This window comes from Streptomyces sp. NPDC085946 (genome assembly GCF_044540485.1).
Taxonomy (GTDB): Bacteria; Actinomycetota; Actinomycetes; order Streptomycetales; family Streptomycetaceae; genus Streptomyces.
Genome location: NZ_JBITSF010000025.1, coordinates 60,187 through 78,503 on the forward strand (window position 1 = coordinate 60,187; position 18,317 = coordinate 78,503).

The 18,317-nt window shown below is 73.8% G+C and carries 16 protein-coding genes and 1 pseudogene; 10 read left to right on the top strand and 7 right to left on the bottom strand.

Annotated features, from left to right (window positions below):
- Window positions 1–122: 122 nt before the first annotated feature.
- The 3 genes from ACIF8T_RS33790 to ACIF8T_RS33800 all read right to left on the bottom strand — a co-directional run bounded on the left by ACIF8T_RS33790 (window position 123) and on the right by ACIF8T_RS33800 (window position 3,047).
- Window positions 123–1,127 carry an EamA family transporter gene (locus tag ACIF8T_RS33790; protein ID WP_400040479.1) on the bottom strand — a complete coding sequence of 335 codons (1,005 nt, stop codon included), beginning with the start codon at window positions 1,125–1,127 and terminating at the stop codon, window positions 123–125.
- A 90-nt stretch (window positions 1,128–1,217) separates the two neighbouring features.
- Window positions 1,218–1,823, bottom strand: coding sequence for a Clp protease N-terminal domain-containing protein (locus ACIF8T_RS33795; RefSeq protein WP_400040431.1), 606 nt, complete (start codon window positions 1,821–1,823; stop codon window positions 1,218–1,220).
- A gap of 588 nt (window positions 1,824–2,411) precedes the next feature.
- Window positions 2,412–3,047, bottom strand: coding sequence for a PadR family transcriptional regulator (locus tag ACIF8T_RS33800; protein ID WP_400040433.1), 636 nt, complete (start codon window positions 3,045–3,047; stop codon window positions 2,412–2,414).
- Between the two features lie 149 nt (window positions 3,048–3,196).
- Between ACIF8T_RS33800 and argG the strand changes: the two genes are divergently transcribed.
- Window positions 3,197–4,642, top strand: coding sequence for an argininosuccinate synthase (gene argG, locus ACIF8T_RS33805; RefSeq protein ID WP_400040435.1), 1,446 nt, complete (start codon window positions 3,197–3,199; stop codon window positions 4,640–4,642).
- 83 nt (window positions 4,643–4,725) lie between these two features.
- Here argG and ACIF8T_RS33810 read toward each other — a convergent pair whose 3' ends face one another.
- Window positions 4,726–5,331 (bottom strand): DinB family protein, encoded by a 606-nt coding sequence (locus ACIF8T_RS33810; protein WP_400040437.1) that lies wholly within the window; start codon window positions 5,329–5,331, stop codon window positions 4,726–4,728.
- Between the two features lie 112 nt (window positions 5,332–5,443).
- On the opposite strand from ACIF8T_RS33810, the gene ACIF8T_RS33815 reads away from it, so the two are divergent.
- Complete coding sequence (locus tag ACIF8T_RS33815; RefSeq protein ID WP_400040439.1) at window positions 5,444–6,253, top strand: PhzF family phenazine biosynthesis protein; 810 nt, start codon at window positions 5,444–5,446, stop codon at window positions 6,251–6,253.
- A 44-nt stretch (window positions 6,254–6,297) separates the two neighbouring features.
- On the opposite strand, the gene ACIF8T_RS33820 is transcribed toward ACIF8T_RS33815, so the two are convergent.
- Window positions 6,298–7,098, bottom strand: a complete 801-nt coding sequence (locus ACIF8T_RS33820; protein WP_400040441.1) for a CPBP family intramembrane glutamic endopeptidase — start codon at window positions 7,096–7,098, stop codon at window positions 6,298–6,300.
- Between the two features lie 84 nt (window positions 7,099–7,182).
- A complete protein-coding gene (locus ACIF8T_RS33825; protein ID WP_400040443.1) occupies window positions 7,183–8,700 on the bottom strand; it encodes a glutamate-cysteine ligase family protein in 1,518 nt (505 codons plus the stop codon).
- A gap of 553 nt (window positions 8,701–9,253) precedes the next feature.
- Here ACIF8T_RS33825 and ACIF8T_RS33830 point away from each other — a divergent pair.
- From ACIF8T_RS33830 to ACIF8T_RS33865, 8 genes and pseudogenes are all read left to right on the top strand, one after another.
- Window positions 9,254–9,841, top strand: a complete 588-nt coding sequence (locus ACIF8T_RS33830; protein WP_400040445.1) for a hypothetical protein — start codon at window positions 9,254–9,256, stop codon at window positions 9,839–9,841.
- A gap of 445 nt (window positions 9,842–10,286) precedes the next feature.
- On the top strand, window positions 10,287–10,493 hold the full coding sequence (locus tag ACIF8T_RS33835) for a DUF5999 family protein (RefSeq protein ID WP_400040447.1): 207 nt from the start codon (window positions 10,287–10,289) through the stop codon (window positions 10,491–10,493).
- A gap of 554 nt (window positions 10,494–11,047) precedes the next feature.
- Window positions 11,048–11,359, top strand: a pseudogene (locus ACIF8T_RS33840) (LacI family transcriptional regulator); the annotation flags it as partial.
- 11 nt (window positions 11,360–11,370) lie between these two features.
- Window positions 11,371–11,964, top strand: coding sequence for a substrate-binding domain-containing protein (locus ACIF8T_RS33845; RefSeq protein WP_400040481.1), 594 nt, complete (start codon window positions 11,371–11,373; stop codon window positions 11,962–11,964).
- Between the two features lie 5 nt (window positions 11,965–11,969).
- Window positions 11,970–12,365: a molybdopterin-binding protein gene (locus tag ACIF8T_RS33850; RefSeq protein WP_400040449.1), complete on the top strand. Its 396-nt coding sequence runs from the start codon at window positions 11,970–11,972 to the stop codon at window positions 12,363–12,365.
- A 231-nt stretch (window positions 12,366–12,596) separates the two neighbouring features.
- Entirely contained in the window at window positions 12,597–13,424 is an 828-nt protein-coding gene (gene modA, locus ACIF8T_RS33855) for a molybdate ABC transporter substrate-binding protein (protein ID WP_400040450.1), read from the top strand.
- Window positions 13,421–14,257 (top strand): ABC transporter permease, encoded by an 837-nt coding sequence (locus ACIF8T_RS33860; RefSeq protein WP_400040452.1) that lies wholly within the window; start codon window positions 13,421–13,423, stop codon window positions 14,255–14,257. Before modA ends, ACIF8T_RS33860 begins: the two co-directional genes overlap by 4 nt.
- On the top strand, window positions 14,254–15,339 hold the full coding sequence (locus tag ACIF8T_RS33865) for an ABC transporter ATP-binding protein (protein ID WP_400040454.1): 1,086 nt from the start codon (window positions 14,254–14,256) through the stop codon (window positions 15,337–15,339). The genes ACIF8T_RS33860 and ACIF8T_RS33865 overlap by 4 nt, the downstream gene beginning before the upstream one ends.
- 69 nt (window positions 15,340–15,408) lie before the next feature.
- Here ACIF8T_RS33865 and gcvP read toward each other — a convergent pair whose 3' ends face one another.
- On the bottom strand, window positions 15,409–18,294 hold the full coding sequence (gene gcvP, locus ACIF8T_RS33870; RefSeq protein ID WP_400040455.1) for an aminomethyl-transferring glycine dehydrogenase: 2,886 nt from the start codon (window positions 18,292–18,294) through the stop codon (window positions 15,409–15,411).
- Window positions 18,295–18,317 lie beyond the last annotated feature (23 nt).

Sequence of the window (18,317 nt, forward strand, 5' to 3'; positions counted from 1 at the left end):
CCGTGGACCTCGTCTGCGGGCAGCACCGCCCGGCCCGGCGCGTGCCGGGCGCGGGTGTCCGGGGCCCGCCTCAGGCGGCCGGAGGCGGAAGAACGCGTGCGTGCGAAGGCATGACCGGCACCTTAGGTCGCCGCGCCGGGCGTGGACAACTCCCTTTCCGGGGCGCCGCCGGCCACCGGCTCGCCGGAGCCCTTCGCCGGCGCCGACGACTGCGCGATGAAGGCTCCCGCCAGGACGATCACACCGCCCGCGATCTGCGGCGCCGAGAGGTGCTCGCCGAGCAGCACCCAGGCCAGCACGGTCGCGATGACCGCCTCCAGACAGGCCACGACGCCCGCGACCTGCGGCGAGAGCCGCCGCACCGACAGCACCCCGGTGACGTAGGCGACGACCGTGGCCACCAGGACGATCCAGCCCAGCAGCAGCGCGGCGGCGACCGGCGTGCCGTTCAGGTCGGCGGTGTCCGCGAGCACGGACCACTCCATGGACCAGGGCCGGGCGACGGCGGTCAGCACGACGGCGCCGACGAGCAGGCCGTACGCGATGACGCCCAGCGGGTCGGGTGCCTCGTCCCCGGCGTCGCCGCCCTGGTCGGACAGCACGAAGTAGCCGACCTGGCAGCAGGCGGCGCCGAGCGCGAGGAGCAGCCCCAGGGCGTCGAAGCCGAGCCCGGCCCAGACCTCGACGACGCACGCGAGTCCGCCGGCCGCGAGGACGACGCCGAGCGCGGCGGCCCGCGTCACCGGCCGCCGCTGCACGAACCGCACCCAGCCGAGGACCAGGGCGGGCGCCAGGTACTCCACGAGCAGGGCGACGCCGACCGGGATCCGGGAGATCGCGGCGAAGTAGCAGGCCTGCACCCCGGCGACCGCCAGCAGGCCGAAGCCCACGAGCAGCCCGGGGCGGCGGCGCAGCAGCGCGCGACGGCGCACGGCGAGCGGCAGCATCACCAGGGCCGCGCCCGCCACGCGCAGCCACACCACGTGGAGCGGGTCCAGACCCGCCTCGATCAGCGGCTTCGCCGCGACACCGGATCCGCCGAAGGCCACCGCGGACACGAGCGCGAGGCCGAGCCCGACGCCTCGCCCGCGGCCGCTCCCGCTGCTGTCAGTCATGTGCACCGGCACATGATGACAGGGGACGACAGGAGCGTCATCCCTCATGGCACCTGTCTCACCCAGTGAACGGCGGAACCGGCGCGCGGCGCCCCGCCGCTTTCAGCGGATGCCGGCTTCCGGGCCGCCCCGGCCGCCGGAGGCCGGATCTCCTCGCCGGCGGGACGGATCGCCGCCCGTCACGCGTTCCTCCGGCCGGTCCGCCAGCCGCGCCAGCACTTCACGGGCGTCGGCGCCGGCGCACCGCAGCACTTCGACGGCCCGTGCCTGCGGGTCCGCGACGATCGCCGCGAGCAGATCGACGCCGCGGGCCGGCCCTCCGCCGCGGCGTCCGGCCCGCGCGCGGGCGTCCTCCATGGCGGATGCCGCCAGCGGCGAGAGGCCCGCCACGCCGGGCACCGCGGCCCCGGCCCCGGACTCCTCGGCGCCGCTCTGCCAGCGCAGGCCGTAGCCGATGCTGCGCTGCACCAGGTAGGCGAGCAGGCGGGCGAGCTGGGCCGGATCAGGGAAGGCGGCGCGCACCTCGGGGTCGGACTCCAGCAGCGAGTGCAGCAGGTGGGCCGTGTCGACCTGCCGGTCGCCGTCCCGGACCGCCCGGCGCCGGGCACCGGCGACCATCGCCGCGAGCCCGGCGTCGAGCCCGGCCTCGCGGTCCGCACGGTGGACGCCCTGGTCGTGGGTCGACTGCCGGGGAATGGGGGATTGCACGTCCCCCACCCCATCAGCCCGGCGCGCGGAGGTCATCCCCGGCGGGAACCATCTTCGCGTCCCGCGAGAAGTGGACCCGGCCGGGTCGGCCCTCCTCCCTGCGGAGGAGATTGCGCCGTTCTCCCCCGGGCCGCGCGCGCCGCCTTGCGCCCCGCACACCGCTTTGCGCCCCGCACCGGAGGGCTTCGCCGGCCGGGCAGCGGGTGCCGCGACGGTCGGCGGCGGGCGGCACGGGCGGGCATGCGCCCAGCAAGCCGTGCGGGCACCGAGCGCACACCCCGGTCGGCGGCACCCACCACCCCCAGCACCCCTGGCGCCGCACACGCCCGGGCACCCCGCACGCCGCCTCGCGCCCCCGCGCCGGAGGCCCCCGCAGGCCCAAGCGGGCGGGTGCCGCGACGGTCGACGGCGGCCGCACGCCCGGCAGACCGTGCGGATCACCGGCCGCACGCCACAGCAAGCCGTACGGGCACCAAGCGCACACCCCGACCGGCGACACCCGCCACCCCGCCACCCCCGGCGTCCCACACGCCCGGGCACCCCGCGGAGGATTCCGCGGGGCGCCCGTCGCACGGCCGCCGGGGGCCGTCAGTCCTCGTCGGCGAGGATCAGGTACAGCTTCTTGCGGGCCTCGTTGACGACGCCGAGCGCCTTCTCCCGCTGCTCCTTGCTGCCGGTCTTCCAGACCTGCCCGAAGGCCTCCATCAGGCCGAAGCCGGCCTGGCGGATCTCGCCGAGGGCCTCCCAGTCGACCCCGCGCGAGGCCTCCTCCCAGGGCGCCTCCGGGCCTTCGCCCGCCGCGGCCCGGCCCGCCTCGGTGAGCGAGAACAGCTTCTTGCCGCCCTCCGACTCACTGGCGATCAGCCCCTCGTCCTCCAGCAGCTGGAGCGTGGGGTACACCGAGCCGGGGCTGGGCTTCCACGCCCCGCCGCTGCGCTCGGCGATCTCCTGGATCATCTCGTAGCCGTGCATCGGCCGGTCCTTGAGCAGGGCCAGGATCGAGGCCCGGACGTCACCGCGCCGTGCCCTTCCCCTCGGTCCGCCGCGCCCTCGGCCGCCCCAGGGCCCGGGGCCGAAACCCGGCCCGAAGCCCGGACCGCCCGGTCCGAAGCCGGGGCCGCCCGGCCCGAAGGGCCCGAAGGCCGCCCGCCGTCCGTCGAAACCGCCGCGACCGCGCCGCGGGCCGTCCTGCCGATGTCCACGCTCGAATCCATGGGTACGCATCGCAACCACTCCATTCCGTCAATCGTTGATCTGTCGCGATGCCTCAACGATATATCGGAAACGTTTCGCCGACAAGCCCCGCCGGAGAAACCACCCCTTCCCTCACCCCCGGCTTTGCATGATCATGCGAGATCCTGCATACTCTTCCTATGTCCAAGGTCCTCACCTCCCTCCCCGTCGGCGAACGCGTCGGCATCGCCTTCTCGGGCGGCCTCGACACCTCGGTCGCGGTCGCGTGGATGCGCGACAAGGGCGCCGTCCCGTGCACCTACACCGCCGACATCGGCCAGTACGACGAACCCGACATCGCCTCGGTCCCCGGCCGCGCGAAGACCTACGGCGCGGAGATCGCGCGCCTGGTCGACTGCCGTGCGGCGCTGGTCGAGGAGGGCCTGGCCGCGCTCGCCTGCGGTGCCTTCCACATCCGCTCGGGCGGGCGCGCCTACTTCAACACCACCCCGCTCGGCCGCGCCGTCACGGGCACGCTCCTGGTCCGGGCGATGCTCGAGGACGACGTCCAGATCTGGGGCGACGGCTCGACCTTCAAGGGCAACGACATCGAGCGGTTCTACCGCTACGGCCTGCTCGCCAACCCGCACCTGCGGATCTACAAGCCCTGGCTGGACGCGGACTTCGTCACCGAGCTGGGCGGCCGCAAGGAGATGTCCGAGTGGCTCCTCGCCCACGGCCTGCCCTACCGCGACAGCACGGAGAAGGCGTACTCCACCGACGCCAACATCTGGGGCGCCACCCACGAGGCCAAGACCCTGGAGCACCTGGACACCGGTGTCGAGACCGTGGAGCCCATCATGGGCGTGCGGTTCTGGGACCCCGAGGTCGAGATCGCCACCGAGGACGTGACGATCGGCTTCGACCAGGGCCGCCCGGTGACGATCAACGGCAAGGAGTTCGCCTCACCGGTCGACCTGGTGATGGAGGCGAACGCCATCGGCGGCCGGCACGGCCTGGGCATGTCCGACCAGATCGAGAACCGCATCATCGAGGCCAAGAGCCGCGGCATCTACGAGGCGCCCGGCATGGCCCTGCTGCACGCGGCCTACGAGCGCCTGGTCAACGCGATCCACAACGAGGACACCCTCGCCCAGTACCACAACGAGGGACGGCGCCTGGGCCGGCTGATGTACGAGGGCCGCTGGCTGGACCCGCAGGCGCTGATGGTCCGCGAGTCCCTGCAGCGCTGGGTCGGCGCGGCCGTCACCGGCGAGGTCACCCTGCGGCTGCGGCGCGGCGAGGACTACTCGATCCTCGACACCACGGGCCCGGCGTTCAGCTACCACCCGGACAAGCTGTCCATGGAGCGCACCGAGGACTCGGCGTTCGGCCCGGTGGACCGGATCGGCCAGCTCACCATGCGCAACCTCGACATCGCGGACTCGCGCGCCAAGCTGGAGCAGTACGCCGGGCTGGGCCTGATCGGCACCGCCAACCCCGCCATCGGTGCCGCCCAGGCGGCCTCGACCGGACTGATCGGCACGCTGCAGGAGGGCGGCGCCGAGGCCATCGCCTCCCGCGGCGAGGTCTCCGGTGACGACGAGCTGCTGGACCGCGCCGCGATGGAGTCCGGCACGGACTGACCGGCCCGGCGCCCGCACCGCACGGGGGCCGGCCCGGCGCCCACGGCGCCGGGCCGGCCCCTTCCGTCCGCCGTGGCGGGCGGCTAGGCCTCCCCGCCCGCCTCCCGTGCCACCCGCTCCAGACGGCTCCGGTACGCCGCCCACCACTCCTGGTCGCCCGGCGGGACGCTGGTGTTGTCCGCGCTCATGCCCACGGCGCCGTCCACGAGCTCCCGGATGATGTCCGCGTGCCCGGCGTGGCGCTGCGTGTCGGCGATCACCCGGACCACGGCGTGGTGCAGCGTCACCTCGTTCCTGCCCTCGGGCCACCACGGCACCGTGCCGACCGTGTCCAGCGGCAGCGCGTCGAGGGTCGCGTCCGCGTGCGCCCAGGCCCTGCGGTAGAGCTCCACGACGAACTCGCGCGACTGGTCGGCGGTGGCCCACATGTCCGCGTTGGGCTCGGCCCTCTCCGCCACCCAGGGCAGCGGTTCGCCGGACGGCCGGCCGAAGGTGTCCCCGAGGTAGCCGAGCTCCACCGTCGCGGCGTGCTTCACCAGACCCAGCAGGTTGGTGCCGGTCGGCGTGTGCGGGCGGCGCACGTCGTACTCCGAGAGCCCGTCGAGCTTCCACAGCAGGGCGTCGCGGGCGGACTGCAGGTAGCGGAGCAGGTCGGCTTTGGGAGCGGATGCGGGATCGGAAGAGATCATGGACGCCAGTGTGCCGCTCCTGCGGTCCGCCGGAGCCACTGGACCGAAAAGAAGGCCAATCACCATGGATTGGCCTTGGTCAACCGCGGCGCCGAACCTCTAGCGTCGGGCTATGCGGATTCGAATCGTCGACGCCTTCACCGACCGTCCCTTCAGCGGCAACCCGGCCGGAGTCCTGCTCCTGGACGCCTTCCCGGACGACGCCTGGCTCCAGAACGTCGCCCTGGAGGTCAACCACGCCGAGACGGCCTTCGCCCACCCCCTCCCCGAGGGCGGTGAGGCGGACTGGGCGCTGCGCTGGTTCACCCCGGTGGCGGAGGTCGCGATGTGCGGCCACGCCACCCTGGCCACCGCCCACGTCCTGCGGACCACCGGAGCTCACGACGGCCCGGTGCGGTTCGCCACCCGCAGCGGCGTGCTCATCGCGACCCCCGCGGAGGACGGTTCGATCACCCTGGACTTCCCGACGGCCCCGCTCACCCGCGTCGACCTCCCCGACGGCGTCACCGAGGCGCTCGGCACCGCACCGCGCGCCGCCTTCGACACCGGCCCGAACGTCGGCGACCTGCTGCTGGAGGTCGCCGACGAGAAGACCCTGCGCGGCCTCTCCCCCGACCTGCCCGCCCTCGCCGTCCACTCCACGCGCGGCGTCATCGCCACCGCCCGCGCCGAGGACCCCGGCCAGGGCTACGACTACGTCTCCCGCTGCTTCTTCCCGAACCTCGGCATCGACGAGGACCCGGTCACCGGCAGCGCCCACACCGCCCTCGCCCCCTACTGGTCCGAGCGCCTCGGCAGCCCCGACCTCACCGGTCTGCAGGCCTCGCGCCGCTCCGGCCGCGTCCGCACCCGCCTGCGCGGCGACCGGACCCTGCTGACCGGACGCGCCATGACGGTCATCGACGGCGAGCTGCTCACCTGACACCACGGCCCGGGGGCGTGCGGACACCGCGTACGCCCCCGGCCTCACGCCGTCGGCAGCCAGCCGACCCTGCCCGCCAGCAGCGCGTATCCGACGAACGCCCCGATGTCGAGCAGCGAGTGCGCCACGACCAGGGGGCCGACGCGGCCCCAGCGGCGGTACAGGAGGACGAACACCACACCCATCACCAGGTTGCCGACGAAGCCGCCGATGCCCTGGTAGAGGTGGTACGAGCCGCGCAGCACGGAGCCGGCCGCCAGCGCGGCCCCCGGCGTCCACCCCAGCTGGCCGAGCCGGCGCAGCAGGTAGCCGACGACGATGACCTCCTCCACGACCGCGTTCTGGATCGCCGATATCACCAGCACCGGGTACTTCCACCACACGTCGGGCAGCGCCTCGGGCACCACGGTGAGGTTGAAGCCGAGGCCGCGGGCGGCCAGGTAGAAGGCGATGCCGGTGCTGCCGATGACCGCGGCGACCGCGGCCCCGCGTCCCAGGTCCGGCCAGGGCCGGGTGCGGTCGAAGCCCAGCGTGCGCAGGCTCGCGCGCTCGCGCAGCAGGAAGTGCGCGACCAGCGCGACCGGCACCAGCGCCGTGGCGATGCCGAAGAGCTGCCAGGCCAGGTCGAGCCAGGGGCGGCCCGGCGCCGCGGACGCGTTGAGGGTGGCGGCCTGGTCCTTGAGGCCACCTGGCTCGGTGACCGACCCGACGAAGCTGATCAGCGCGGACACGCCGCTCGCGCCGAGCGACACACCGAGCACGAGCAGCGTCTCGTCGCGGAGCATCCGCCGCGTCAGCCGCTGCTCGGGGAACGATCCGGCCACCGGACCCGCCTCCGCCTGCACCCCTGCCTCCACTTCACCGGCCTGTCGGACGCGCCGACCTGTCGGATCAGTATGCGGGCAGCGGCGGGCCGCCCCGGCGGCGCCTCAGCCCAGCGTGACCGGGTCCGGCAGTCCGACCGGCCAGGTGTGCACCGGGTCGCCCTTGTGCATCAGCTCGCAGTAGCGCCGGGTCGTGGCGGCCAGCGCGGCCTCCCGCGACAGGCCCTTCTCCTGTGCCTGGTGGAAGGTGGCCGCCTGCCAGGTCGCGCCGTTCATCCGGCGCCGGCACCGCTCCTCGATCACGCCGAGGTACAGGTCCCGGTCGGCGGGCTCGATGCCCCAGGCGTCCAGTCCCGCCTCGGCGAGCGGCAGCAGCTCGTCGCGCACCAGGCTGACCGCGTCGACCTCGGTCGTGCCGCCGAGCCGGCCCCGGCGCGGCCAGGTGAAGCGGGCGTCGATGCCGTGCTTGCAGGCCTCGTCGAAGTTGGCGGCGGCGGCCTCGAAGGGCAGCCGGGTCCACACCGGCCGGGCGTCCTCGGCCAGAGCGCGGACCACGCCGTAGTAGAACGCCGCGTTGGCGATCACGTCGGTGACGGTCGGCCCGGCCGGCAGGACGCGGTTCTCGACGCGCAGGTGCGGGACGCCGTCGGCGACGTCGTAGACCGGGCGGTTCCAGCGGTAGACCGTGCCGTTGTGCAGGACGAGCTCCGCGAGCTTGGGAACGCCGCCCCGGTCCAGCACCTCCAGCGGGTCCTCGTCGTCGCAGATCGGCAGCAGTGCCGGGTAGTAGCGCAGGTTCTCCTCGAACAGGTCGTACGCCGAGGTCACCCACCGCTCGCCGAACCAGGTGCGCGGCCGTACGCCCTGCGCCTGGAGTTCGGGCGGGCGCGTGTCCGTGGACTGCTGGAACAGCGGGGGCCGCGACTCGCGCCACAGCTCGCGTCCGAACAGGAACGGGGAGTTGGCGCCGATCGCGATCTGGGCGGCCGCGACCGCCTGCGCCGCGTTCCACACGTCGGCGAAGCGGCTCGGGGTCACCTGCAGGTGCAGCTGCACGGAGGTGCAGGCGGCCTCCGGCGCGATCGACTTCGACGTACAGGTCAGTCGCTCCACCCCGTCGATGTCGAGTTTGAAGTCCTCGCCGCGGGCGGCCACGATCTGGTCGTTGAGCAGGGTGTAGCGATCGACGTCGGAGAGGTTGGACGAGACGACGTCGTCCCGGTCCAGCGTCGGCAGAATGCCGATCATCACGATTCCCGCGTCGACCTCGCCCGCCTTGCGGTCGGCATAGGCCAGCGAAGTGCGCAACTCCTCGGACAGCTGGTCGAATACCCGGCCGCCGAGCCGGTGTGGGGCAATGTTGACTTCCAGGTTGAACATGGCGAGTTCCGTTTGGAAGTCCCGGCTGGCGATGCGTTCGAGGACTTGCGCGTTCAACATTTTCGGCATGCCGTCGGAGCCCGTGAGATTCAGCTCGATCTCCAGCCCCATGAGGTTCTTGGGGCGGTCGAACCGCTGTTCCGCCAGGAGTCGCTCCAGACCCGTCAGACACTGACGGAGCTTGTCACGGTAGCGCTGGCGATCGGACAGGTCGAACGGACCTGCCACGACCTTCTCCCCCATCGCTGTTTCCTTCCTCGGATGGGCGGGCCGGCAATCCGGCCGGCGGTGTCACGGTCACGGTGGATGATGCCCAGCCGAAGCGATCGATAACGCCTCCGGACCGGGCCGCCGCACGCTAGGCTGATCGATAGTGACCAGTGGCACATTCACCGGGCATGCGGCACGGCACAGATTCGGGCTGTGCGAACTCGTGAAAAACGCCGATGGCAATTGGCCGACCGCTCGGCAGGTATTTCACGAGGTCACCGCCCTGTGCCCCGCTGAGAATCGGGATGATTCCCGCATATCGTCGACTGAATGTACCCTTGTTCTACTCGCCGGAAACGGCTAGTCGAAACACAGCGTCAACAGGCGTCGTATAAACTTCGCGAACAAGGCAGAAGGTTGGCGCCCACGGTCACGGATCACCCTGCCGTCGAGGTGTCGCGCGGCAGACCTCACCCTCACCTCTCGTTCTCAGACCCGGCCCCTGCCTCTCTGACCTTTCGCGAGCAGACAGCGCCGTCCGCCACGCCCTCGCGCCCCAGTGCCTTCGAATGAGAGGCGACCCACCATGCCGCTGCATGTACCTCCGGCTCCCGCGCCCGCACTCCGTTCCGTCCTGACCGCGCTCTCCTCCCCCACCGCGGTCCGCGAGGCCCGAACTCCCGCCCTGCTCCGCGCCCAGGGTCCCGTCACGCCCGAGCTGCCGCTGCCCGTCCACGTCCTGGACCGGATCACCCCCGAGGGCGTCTCCGCCACCCGGCTGACCGGCTGGCGCTTCCTCATCCGCTCCGGCGACCGCGCGGTGGCCGCCGCCGAGACCATGCTCACGCCGGACGGCTGGGCCTTCTCGCACTTCTTCGAGGGCCCCTACGTCGCCTCCACCGAGCGGGCGCTGCGCCAGGCCGAGTCGGTGACCCAGCCGTACCAGCCCCGCCTGCTGTCGATGCCCGGCCTCTACATGCTGACGCTCTGGCTGCACGGCGACTGCGCGGCGGACGCCGCGGCCGGCCATCCCGCCGCCGACGACGTCCTCGTCCCGCTGGCCCCCGCCCCGCCCGGCATCGCGGCCCACCGGCCGCACCGCGTCGCGGACCTGCTCCCCGTGCTGACCCACCGGGTGACACCTCCCACCCCACTGCTCGGTTCGCCGGCCTGACACGTGCCGGCGTGTCGCTCGCGCGACGCGCCCGCCGCTCCGGAAAGACTCGCGTACCCCGCCGCAGGGATTTACTGCGGCGGGGTACCACGTCGTTCCGGGAATTTTTTCGCTCGTACGAGCAATTGCGCGCTCGCACGAGCCGAACGGAGCGCGAACGCGCGGCCGAGAACCGTGCGGCGGACCCGCCGTCCCGACCGGACTAGCCCCATTCGGCCACCCCGAACCACCCGAAGGGACAGTGCAGTTGGGCTGAACCGTCCGCGCGGGTGACGCGTCATCAACCTGTGAGAAGCGGTGCTGCCAAATCCCTGCGGATTGGCGCCCGTGGGGCAACACTGGGTCCGACCGACTTACCCGACGGGGGGCGGCCATGAACGACGTTTCGAGCCGCGGAACAGACACGCCAGCCATCTCACACACGACACAGCGAAAGATCCCTCCCATGTGCCAGCACCAGCCACCGTGCCCCTCAGCCGACTCCGCCGACCGGGAATCCGCCCGACTCGTGGCGCACCACCCGGAGCAGGGTTGGAGCCTGCTGTGCAACGGGGTGGTCCTCTTCGAGGACACCGGTGAGCTCCTGCCGGACGGCCGGATCATCGCGCCGCACCGTCCGCTGGGCGCCGACAAGGTGATGACCGCCGCTTGACGACACCGCCGCCCGGCGGCACCGCCGTCCGAGCGGAACGACCGCTGGGGCGCGACCGCCGCCCGAGCGGCACCGGGCGGGCCGAGCGCCCGTCCGGGGACCCGAGGGGCCGGCCCGCAGGACACCCTGCGCACCGGCCCCGACGCGTACCCGGGGCCGCTCACGCGCCGTGACGGCCCGTACGAGTCCCGTACGCGCTCCCGTGCCTTCCCGGACCGCTCGCCCTCCGGAAGACTCCCGGACGTTCCGCGGTGCCCGTCGACGGAGGCGGGGGAAGCGGCAGCACGCGCGACCGGCGCCGAGGGGGCGTCCGGGGGGCGGGGCAAGGTCACGATCCCCGAGATCGCCCGGCGGGCCGGTGTCTCGGTACCGGCCGTCTCCCGGGTCGTCAACGGCCGCTCCGACGTGCGCCCGCCACCCGGGCCCGGGTCGAGGACCTGCTGGTCCGGCACGGCTACCGCAGGCGCTCCCCGGCCCCCGGCACCCGCGCCGCCCTGCTCGACCTGGTCTTCGACGACCTCGACAGCCCCTGGGCGGCGGAGATCGTCCGCGGGGTGGAGGAGGCCGCCCACGCGTCCGGCGTCGGCACCGTGGTGTCCGCCCTACACGGCCGTACCGGCGACGCCCGGGAGTGGCTGCGCACCCCGCGGGCCCGCCCCTCTGACGGCGTCGTCCTCGTCGCCTCGGCACCGGAGCCCCGGCCGCACGAGGAGCCGCGGCTCCTCGGGGTGCCCCTGGTGGCCGTGGACCCGACGGGCTCCCCGGCCCCGCAGGTGCCCACGATCGACGCCGCCGACCGGCCGGGCGGCCTCGCCGCCACCGAGCACCTGCTCGCCCTGGGGCACCGCAGGATCGGCCCGATCGCGGACCGCCGCGCCTGCCGTGCGCCCGGGCCCGCCTCGACGGCCACCGGGCGGCGCCGGAGGGCGCTGGCCTCGCGCTCGACGGGTCCCTCGTCGTCCCCGGCGACTTCCGCCCCGAGTCCGGCTTCACCGGCTGCATCGCCCCGCTGGACTTGTCCGAGCCGCCCGCCGCCGTGTTCGCGGCCGGCGGCCGGACGGCCCTCGGCTCGATCGAGGCGCTGCGCCGGCGCGGACCGTGGGTGCCGGAGGACGTGAGCGTGGTCGGTTTCGACGACCTCCCGGAAGTCCGCTGGTCGGCCCCGCCCCTGACCACCGTCCGCCGGCCCCTCGCCGACACGGGCAGGCTCGCCGTCCGTACGGTGCTGCGCCCGGCCCGGGGCGGGCGGCCAGGCCTGCCCCAGGTGGAGCCGGGCACGGAACTGGTGGTGCGGGCGAGCACGGCACCGCCGCCCCGCCGGGCCCTCGCCACGTCCCGCACCCCGCGCCCTACGACCTCTCCGGAGCCGCCGGCCTCCCCGCAACCCGCCGCCTCCCGGAGCCGAGCGCCCCCGCGGGCAGCCGGCCGGCCGACCCGTCACCCGCGCGCCCGCCGCACCGCCCTATCGTGACCGGCATGCAGTCCTACACGATCGGCCAGGCAGCGCGGCTGCTCGGCGTCAGCCCGGACACCGCCCGCCGCTGGGCCGACGCGGGCCGGCTCACCACTCACCGCGACGCGAGCGGACGGCGGCTCGTCGACGGACGGGACCTGGCCGCCTTCTCCGTGGAACTCGCCCGGAGCGACGCCGCCGAGGCCGACCCCCCGTACACCTCGGCCCGCAACGCCTTCCCCGGCATCGTCACCGCCGTCAAGCTCGGCGACGTCGCCGCCCAGGTGGAGATCCAGGCGGGCCCGCACCGGCTGGTGTCCCTGCTGACCCGCGAGGCGGTCGAGGAACTCGGGCTGGAGGTCGGCATGGAGGCCACGGCCCGGGTGAAGTCGACGAACGTGCACATCGACCGTTCCTGAGGGGCCGGCGCAGGCATCTCCGGCACAGGCATCTCCGGCGCAGGCGTCTCCGGCCCGAGCTGCTCCGGAGCGGCACGTCCGCAGAAACGCACATGCCCAACTCCACCACACCGTCCCCTCGCTCATGAGAACCCACAACAGACTTCCGCCTCGCACCTGCGCCACTATGATCGGCGTATCGGATGGTTCCGGCGGGCTCCTCCGCCGGGCGACGCAGGGAGTGCCCCAGAGATGATCCGTTCAGCGCACGGGACCCGTCGGACCCGCCGGACCCTTCGGGTCTCCGCCGTCGCGGCCGCCGCGCTGCTGGCCCTGAACGCCTGCTCCTCGTCCGGGCCGGACGCGGGCGCGGCCTCCCGCCCGTCCGGCTCGTCCGCGGAGCTGTCCGGCACGGTCACCGTCTTCGCCGCCGCCTCGCTGGAGGAGAGCTTCACCGCCCTGGGCGAGCGCTTCGAGAAGGAGCACCCGGGCACGGAGGTGGCGTTCAGCTTCGGCGGCAGCGACAGCCTCGCCGCCGGCATCACCGGCGGGGCACCGGCCGACGTCTTCGCCGCCGCGAGCGCGACCACGATGAAGCTCGTGACCGACCGGGACGCCGCCGCGGGCGCCCCCACGACCTTCGCCCGCAACCGGCTCCAGATCGCCACCCTGCCGGGCAACCCCGACCGGATCTCCTCCCTGAAGGACCTGGCCGGGGCCGGACTGAAGGTCGTGCTGTGCGACAAGGAGGTGCCGTGCGGCGCCGCCGCCCAGAAGGCCCTGGACGCGGGCGGGGTGCGGCTGACCCCGGTCTCCTACGAGCAGGACGTCAAGAGCGCCCTGACCAAGGTCGAGTTGAAGGAGGCCGACGCCGCCGTCGTGTACCGCACCGACGTCGAGGCGGCGGGTGACAAGGTGCAGGGCGTGGAGTTCCCCGAGTCGGCCGACGCCCTCAACGACTACCCGATCGCCCTGCTGAAGGACGCGCCCAACCCCGCGGCCGCCCGGGCGTTCGTCGACCTGGTGCGGTCCTCCGAAGGCCGGCGGGTCCTGAGCCGGGCCGGGTTCCTGCAGCCGTGAGCCGGACCGACACCCCGGCGGACGGGTCGCGGCGCGGACGCGTCCGCCCGGCCGGGCGCGCCGCCCCGCTCCCCCTGCTCCTGCCCGCGCTGGCCGGCCTGGCGTTCCTCCTGCTGCCCCTGGTCGCCCTGCTCGTGAGGACGCCGTGGAGCAGCCTCCCCGAGCAGTTGACCAGCACGGACGTGTGGCAGGCGCTGCGCCTGTCGCTCGTGTGCGCGACGGCGGCCACCGCCCTGAGCCTGCTCGTCGGCGTCCCGCTGGCCTGGCTGCTGGCCCGTACGGACTTCCCCGGCCGGGGCCTGGTCCGCGCCCTGGTCACGCTGCCCCTGGTCCTGCCCCCCGTGGTGGGCGGTGTGGCCCTGCTGCTGGCCCTCGGCCGCAACGGGGTGATCGGGCAGTGGCTGGACTCCTGGTTCGGCATCACCCTGCCGTTCACCACGTGGGGCGTCGTCCTGGCCGAGACGTTCGTGGCGATGCCGTTCCTCGTCATCAGCGTGGAGGGCACCCTGCGGGCCGCCGACCCCCGCTACGAGGAGGCCGCCGCCACCCTCGGCGCCTCCCGCTTCACCGCGTTCCGCCGGGTCACCCTGCCGCTGATCGCACCGGGCATCGCGGCCGGCTCCGTGCTGGCCTGGGCCCGCGCCCTCGGCGAGTTCGGCGCGACCATCACCTTCGCGGGCAACTTCCCCGGCCGTACGCAGACCATGCCGCTCGCGGTGTACCTGGCCCTCCAGAACGACCCCGCGGCGGCGATCGCCCTGAGCCTGGTCCTGCTGGCCGTCTCCATCGCCGTCCTCGCCGCCCTGCGCGACCGCTGGATGACGGCCTCATGACCGGCCACGACACCGGCACGGCCGCTCTCGGTCCCGCCCCCGCCACCGGTCTCGACGCCCGTCTCGTCGTCGACCGCGGCCCCTTCCGCCTGGACGTGACGCTGACCGCCGCCCCCGGTGACGTCGTCGCGCTGCTCGGCCCGAACGGCGCGGGCAAGACCACCGCCCTGCGCGCCCTCGCCGGCCTGGTCCCGCTCACGGACGGCCACCTGCGGCTGGACGGCGCCGAGCTGACCCGCACGCCGCCCGAGGCCCGCCCGGTCGGCGTCGTCTTCCAGGACTACCTGCTCTTCCCGCACCTGTCCGCCCTGGACAACGTGGCGTTCGGCCCGCGCTGCCGGGGCGCCTCCAAGGCCGAGGCCCGGGCCCTGGCCGCCGCGTGGCTGGAGCGCATGGGCCTGGCCGAGCACGCCGCCGCCAAGCCCCGCCGCCTGTCCGGCGGTCAGGCACAGCGCGTGGCCCTCGCCCGCGCCCTGGCCATCCGCCCCCGGCTGCTCCTCCTCGACGAACCGCTCGCGGCCCTGGACGCCCGCACCCGCCTGGAGGTACGCGCCCGGCTCCGCCGCCACCTCGCCGGGTTCGAGGCCGTCGCCGTCCTGGTCACGCACGACCCGCTGGACGCCATGGTGCTCGCCGACCGGCTGGTCGTCGTCGAGGACGGCGGCGTCGTCCAGGAGGGCACGCCCGCCGGCATCGCCCGCCGCCCCCGTACGGACTACATCGCCCGGCTGGTCGGCCTCAACCTGTACCGGGGCCGGGCCGACGGGCACACGGTCCGGCTGGACACGGGTCCGGCGATCACCACCACCGAGGACCTCTCCGGCCCGGTCTTCGTGGCGTTCCCGCCGGGCGCCGTGACCCTGTTCCGGGAACGCCCCACCGGCTCCAGCGCCCGCAACCTCTGGCGCTGCGAGGTCGCCGGCCTGGAGCCCCACGGCGACCAGGTCCGCGCGGACCTCACCGGCGAACTGCGCCTGGCCGCCGACCTCACCACGGTGGCCGCGGCCGAACTCGACCTGCACCCGGGCGCGCCCGTCTGGGCCACGGTCAAGGCCGCGCAGACCCACGCCTACCCGGCCTGAGACGCCGGTGAGGGCCCCGCCCACCGGGCGGAGCCCTCACCGGACGTCCGTGTCAGACCCGTACGCGCATCAGTCCTCGTACGCGTCCAGCGGCGGGCACGAGCACACCAGGTTGCGGTCGCCGAAGGCCTGGTCGATGCGGCGCACCGGCGGCCAGTACTTGTCGGCGGCGGAGACACCGCCCGGGAAGACGGCCTCCTCGCGGCTGTAGGCGTGCTCCCACGCCCCGCCGAGCGCGGCCGCGGTGTGCGGGGCGTTGCGCAGCGGGTTGTCGTCCGCGGACCACTCGCCCGTGCCGACCTTCTCGATCTCGGCACGGATGGCGATCATCGCCTCGCAGAACCGGTCGAGTTCGGTCAGGTCCTCGGACTCGGTGGGCTCGATCATCAGCGTGCCGGCCACCGGGAACGACATGGTCGGCGCGTGGAAGCCGTAGTCGATGAGCCGCTTGGCGACGTCGTCCACGGTGACGCCGGTCGCCTTGGTCAGCGGCCGCAGGTCGATGATGCACTCGTGGGCGACGAGCCCGCCCGGACCGGTGTAGAGGACTGGGTAGTGCGGCTCCAGCCGCTTGGCGACGTAGTTGGCGCTGAGCACCGCCACCTGCGTGGCGCGCTTGAGGCCCTCGCCGCCCATGAGCCGGACGTACGCCCACGAGATCGGCAGGATGCCCGCGGAGCCCCAGGGCGCGGCCGAGATCGGGCCGACGCCCGTCTCCGGTCCGGCCTCGGGCTGGAGCGGGTGGTTCGGCAGGTACGGCGCCAGGTGCTCGCGCACCGCCACCGGGCCGACGCCCGGTCCGCCGCCGCCGTGCGGGATGCAGAAGGTCTTGTGCAGGTTCAGGTGGGAGACGTCCCCGCCGAAGTGCCCCGGCTTGGCCAGCCCGACGAGCGCGTTGAGGTTGGCGCCGTCCACGTACACCTGGCCGCCGGCGTCGTGCACCTGCGCGCAGATGTCGGCGACGTGCTCCTCGAACACGCCGTGCGTCGACGGGTACGTGATCATCAGCACCGCCAGCTCGTCGCGGTACTGCTCGATCTTCGCCCGCAGGTCCTCGACGTCGATCTCGCCGTCCTCGGAGGTCTTGACGACGACGACCTTCATGCCGGCCATCACGGCGCTCGCGGCGTTCGTGCCGTGCGCGGAGGACGGGATCAGGCACACGGTGCGCTGCTCGTCGCCGTTGGCCCGGTGGTACCCGCGGACGGCCAGCAGACCGGCCAGCTCGCCCTGCGAACCGGCGTTCGGCTGGAGCGAGACCTTGTCGTAGCCGGTGACCTCGGCGAGGCGTTCCTCCAGCTCGTGGATGAGCGAGAGGTAGCCCTGCGCCTGCTCGGCGGGCGCGAAGGGGTGCAGCTGGCCGAACTCGGGCCAGGTGACCGGCTCCATCTCGGTGGTCGCGTTGAGCTTCATGGTGCAGGAGCCCAGCGGGATCATGCCGCGGTCCAGCGCGTAGTCGCGGTCGGCGAGCCGGCGCAGGTAGCGCAGCATCGCGGTCTCGGAGCGGTGCTGGTGGAAGACGGGGTGCGTCAGGAAGTCGTCGGTGCGCAGCAGCGCGTCCGGCAGCGCGTCCCCGGTGCCGGCGTCGAGCGCGTCGACGTCGGCCTCGGCGCCGAACGCCGCCCACACGGCGCGCAGCTGCGCCCGGGTGGTGGTCTCGTCGCAGGCGATCGACACGTGGTCGGCGTCGACCGGGTACAGGTTGACGCCGTTCTGCCGTGCGGCGGCGACGACCTCGGCGGCGCGGCCCTCGACGCGCACGGTCAGGGTGTCGAAGTAGGAGCCGTGCACGACCTCGACGCCGGCGTCCGCGAGCCCGGCGGCGAGGAGCGTGGCGTACCGGTGGGTGCGCCGCGCGATGCCCCGCAGCCCCTCGGGCCCGTGGTAGACGGCGTACATGCCGGCCATGACGGCGAGCAGCACCTGCGCGGTGCAGATGTTGCTGGTGGCCTTCTCGCGGCGGATGTGCTGCTCGCGGGTCTGCAGGGCGAGCCGGTAGGCCTTGTTGCCGTCGGCGTCGACGGAGACGCCCACGAGCCGCCCGGGCAGGCTGCGCGCCATCTTCTCCTGGACCGCCATGTAGCCGGCGTGCGGACCGCCGAAGCCCATCGGCACGCCGAACCGCTGCGTCGTGCCGACGGCGATGTCCGCGCCGAGCTCGCCCGGCGACTTCAGCAGCGTCAGCGCGAGCAGGTCGGCGGCGACGGTGACGAGCGCGCCCAGCTCGTGCGCCTGGTCGATGACGGGCTTGATGTCCCGTACGGCGCCGGAGGCACCCGGGTACTGGATGAGGACGCCGTTGATTTCCCGCTCGGCGACCTCGGCCGGAATGCCCTCGCTGAGGTCGGCGACGACGACCTCGACGCCGGTCGGCTCGGCACGGGTCCGGATCACCGCGACGGTCTGCGGCAGGGCGTCCGCGTCGACCAGGAACAGGCCCTTCTTGTTCTTGCCCATGCGCCGCGACAGCGCCATCGCCTCGGCGGCCGCGGTGCCCTCGTCGAGCAGGGAGGCGCCGGAGGTCGGCAGGCCGGTGAGGTCGGCGACCACGGTCTGGAAGTTGAGCAGCGCCTCCAGCCGCCCCTGCGAGATCTCCGGCTGGTACGGCGTGTAGGCCGTGTACCAGGCCGGGTTCTCCATGACGTTGCGCAGGATGACGGGCGGCGTGAAGGTGCCGTAGTACCCGAGTCCGATCATGGAGCCGAGGACCTGGTTGCGGTCGGCCAGCGACCGCAGCTCGGCCAGCACCTCGGCCTCGCTGCGCGCCCCCGGCAGGTCGAGGGCGCCGGCGTTCTTGATGACGTCCGGCACCGCGGCGGCGGTGAGCTCGTCGAGCGAGCCGTAGCCGACCTGCGCGAGCATCTTGGCCTGCGCCTCCGGGTCGGGCCCGATGTGGCGCTGCTCGAACGGTATGCCCTGTTCGAGCTCGGAGAGCGGAGTGCGGTGGGCGGTCATGGCGGAGGCCTCCTGGTCTGACG

Coding starts and splice junctions, on each gene's coding strand:
- ACIF8T_RS33800 (WP_400040433.1), bottom strand. CDS start 3,047: ATGCGTACCCATGGATTCGAGCGTGGACATCGGCAGGACGGCCCGCGG.
- argG (WP_400040435.1), top strand. CDS start 3,197: ATGTCCAAGGTCCTCACCTCCCTCCCCGTCGGCGAACGCGTCGGCATC.
- ACIF8T_RS33810 (WP_400040437.1), bottom strand. CDS start 5,331: ATGATCTCTTCCGATCCCGCATCCGCTCCCAAAGCCGACCTGCTCCGC.
- ACIF8T_RS33815 (WP_400040439.1), top strand. CDS start 5,444: ATGCGGATTCGAATCGTCGACGCCTTCACCGACCGTCCCTTCAGCGGC.
- ACIF8T_RS33825 (WP_400040443.1), bottom strand. CDS start 8,700: ATGGGGGAGAAGGTCGTGGCAGGTCCGTTCGACCTGTCCGATCGCCAG.
- ACIF8T_RS33830 (WP_400040445.1), top strand. CDS start 9,254: ATGCCGCTGCATGTACCTCCGGCTCCCGCGCCCGCACTCCGTTCCGTC.
- ACIF8T_RS33835 (WP_400040447.1), top strand. CDS start 10,287: ATGTGCCAGCACCAGCCACCGTGCCCCTCAGCCGACTCCGCCGACCGG.
- ACIF8T_RS33850 (WP_400040449.1), top strand. CDS start 11,970: ATGCAGTCCTACACGATCGGCCAGGCAGCGCGGCTGCTCGGCGTCAGC.
- modA (WP_400040450.1), top strand. CDS start 12,597: ATGATCCGTTCAGCGCACGGGACCCGTCGGACCCGCCGGACCCTTCGG.
- ACIF8T_RS33865 (WP_400040454.1), top strand. CDS start 14,254: ATGACCGGCCACGACACCGGCACGGCCGCTCTCGGTCCCGCCCCCGCC.
- gcvP (WP_400040455.1), bottom strand. CDS start 18,294: ATGACCGCCCACCGCACTCCGCTCTCCGAGCTCGAACAGGGCATACCG.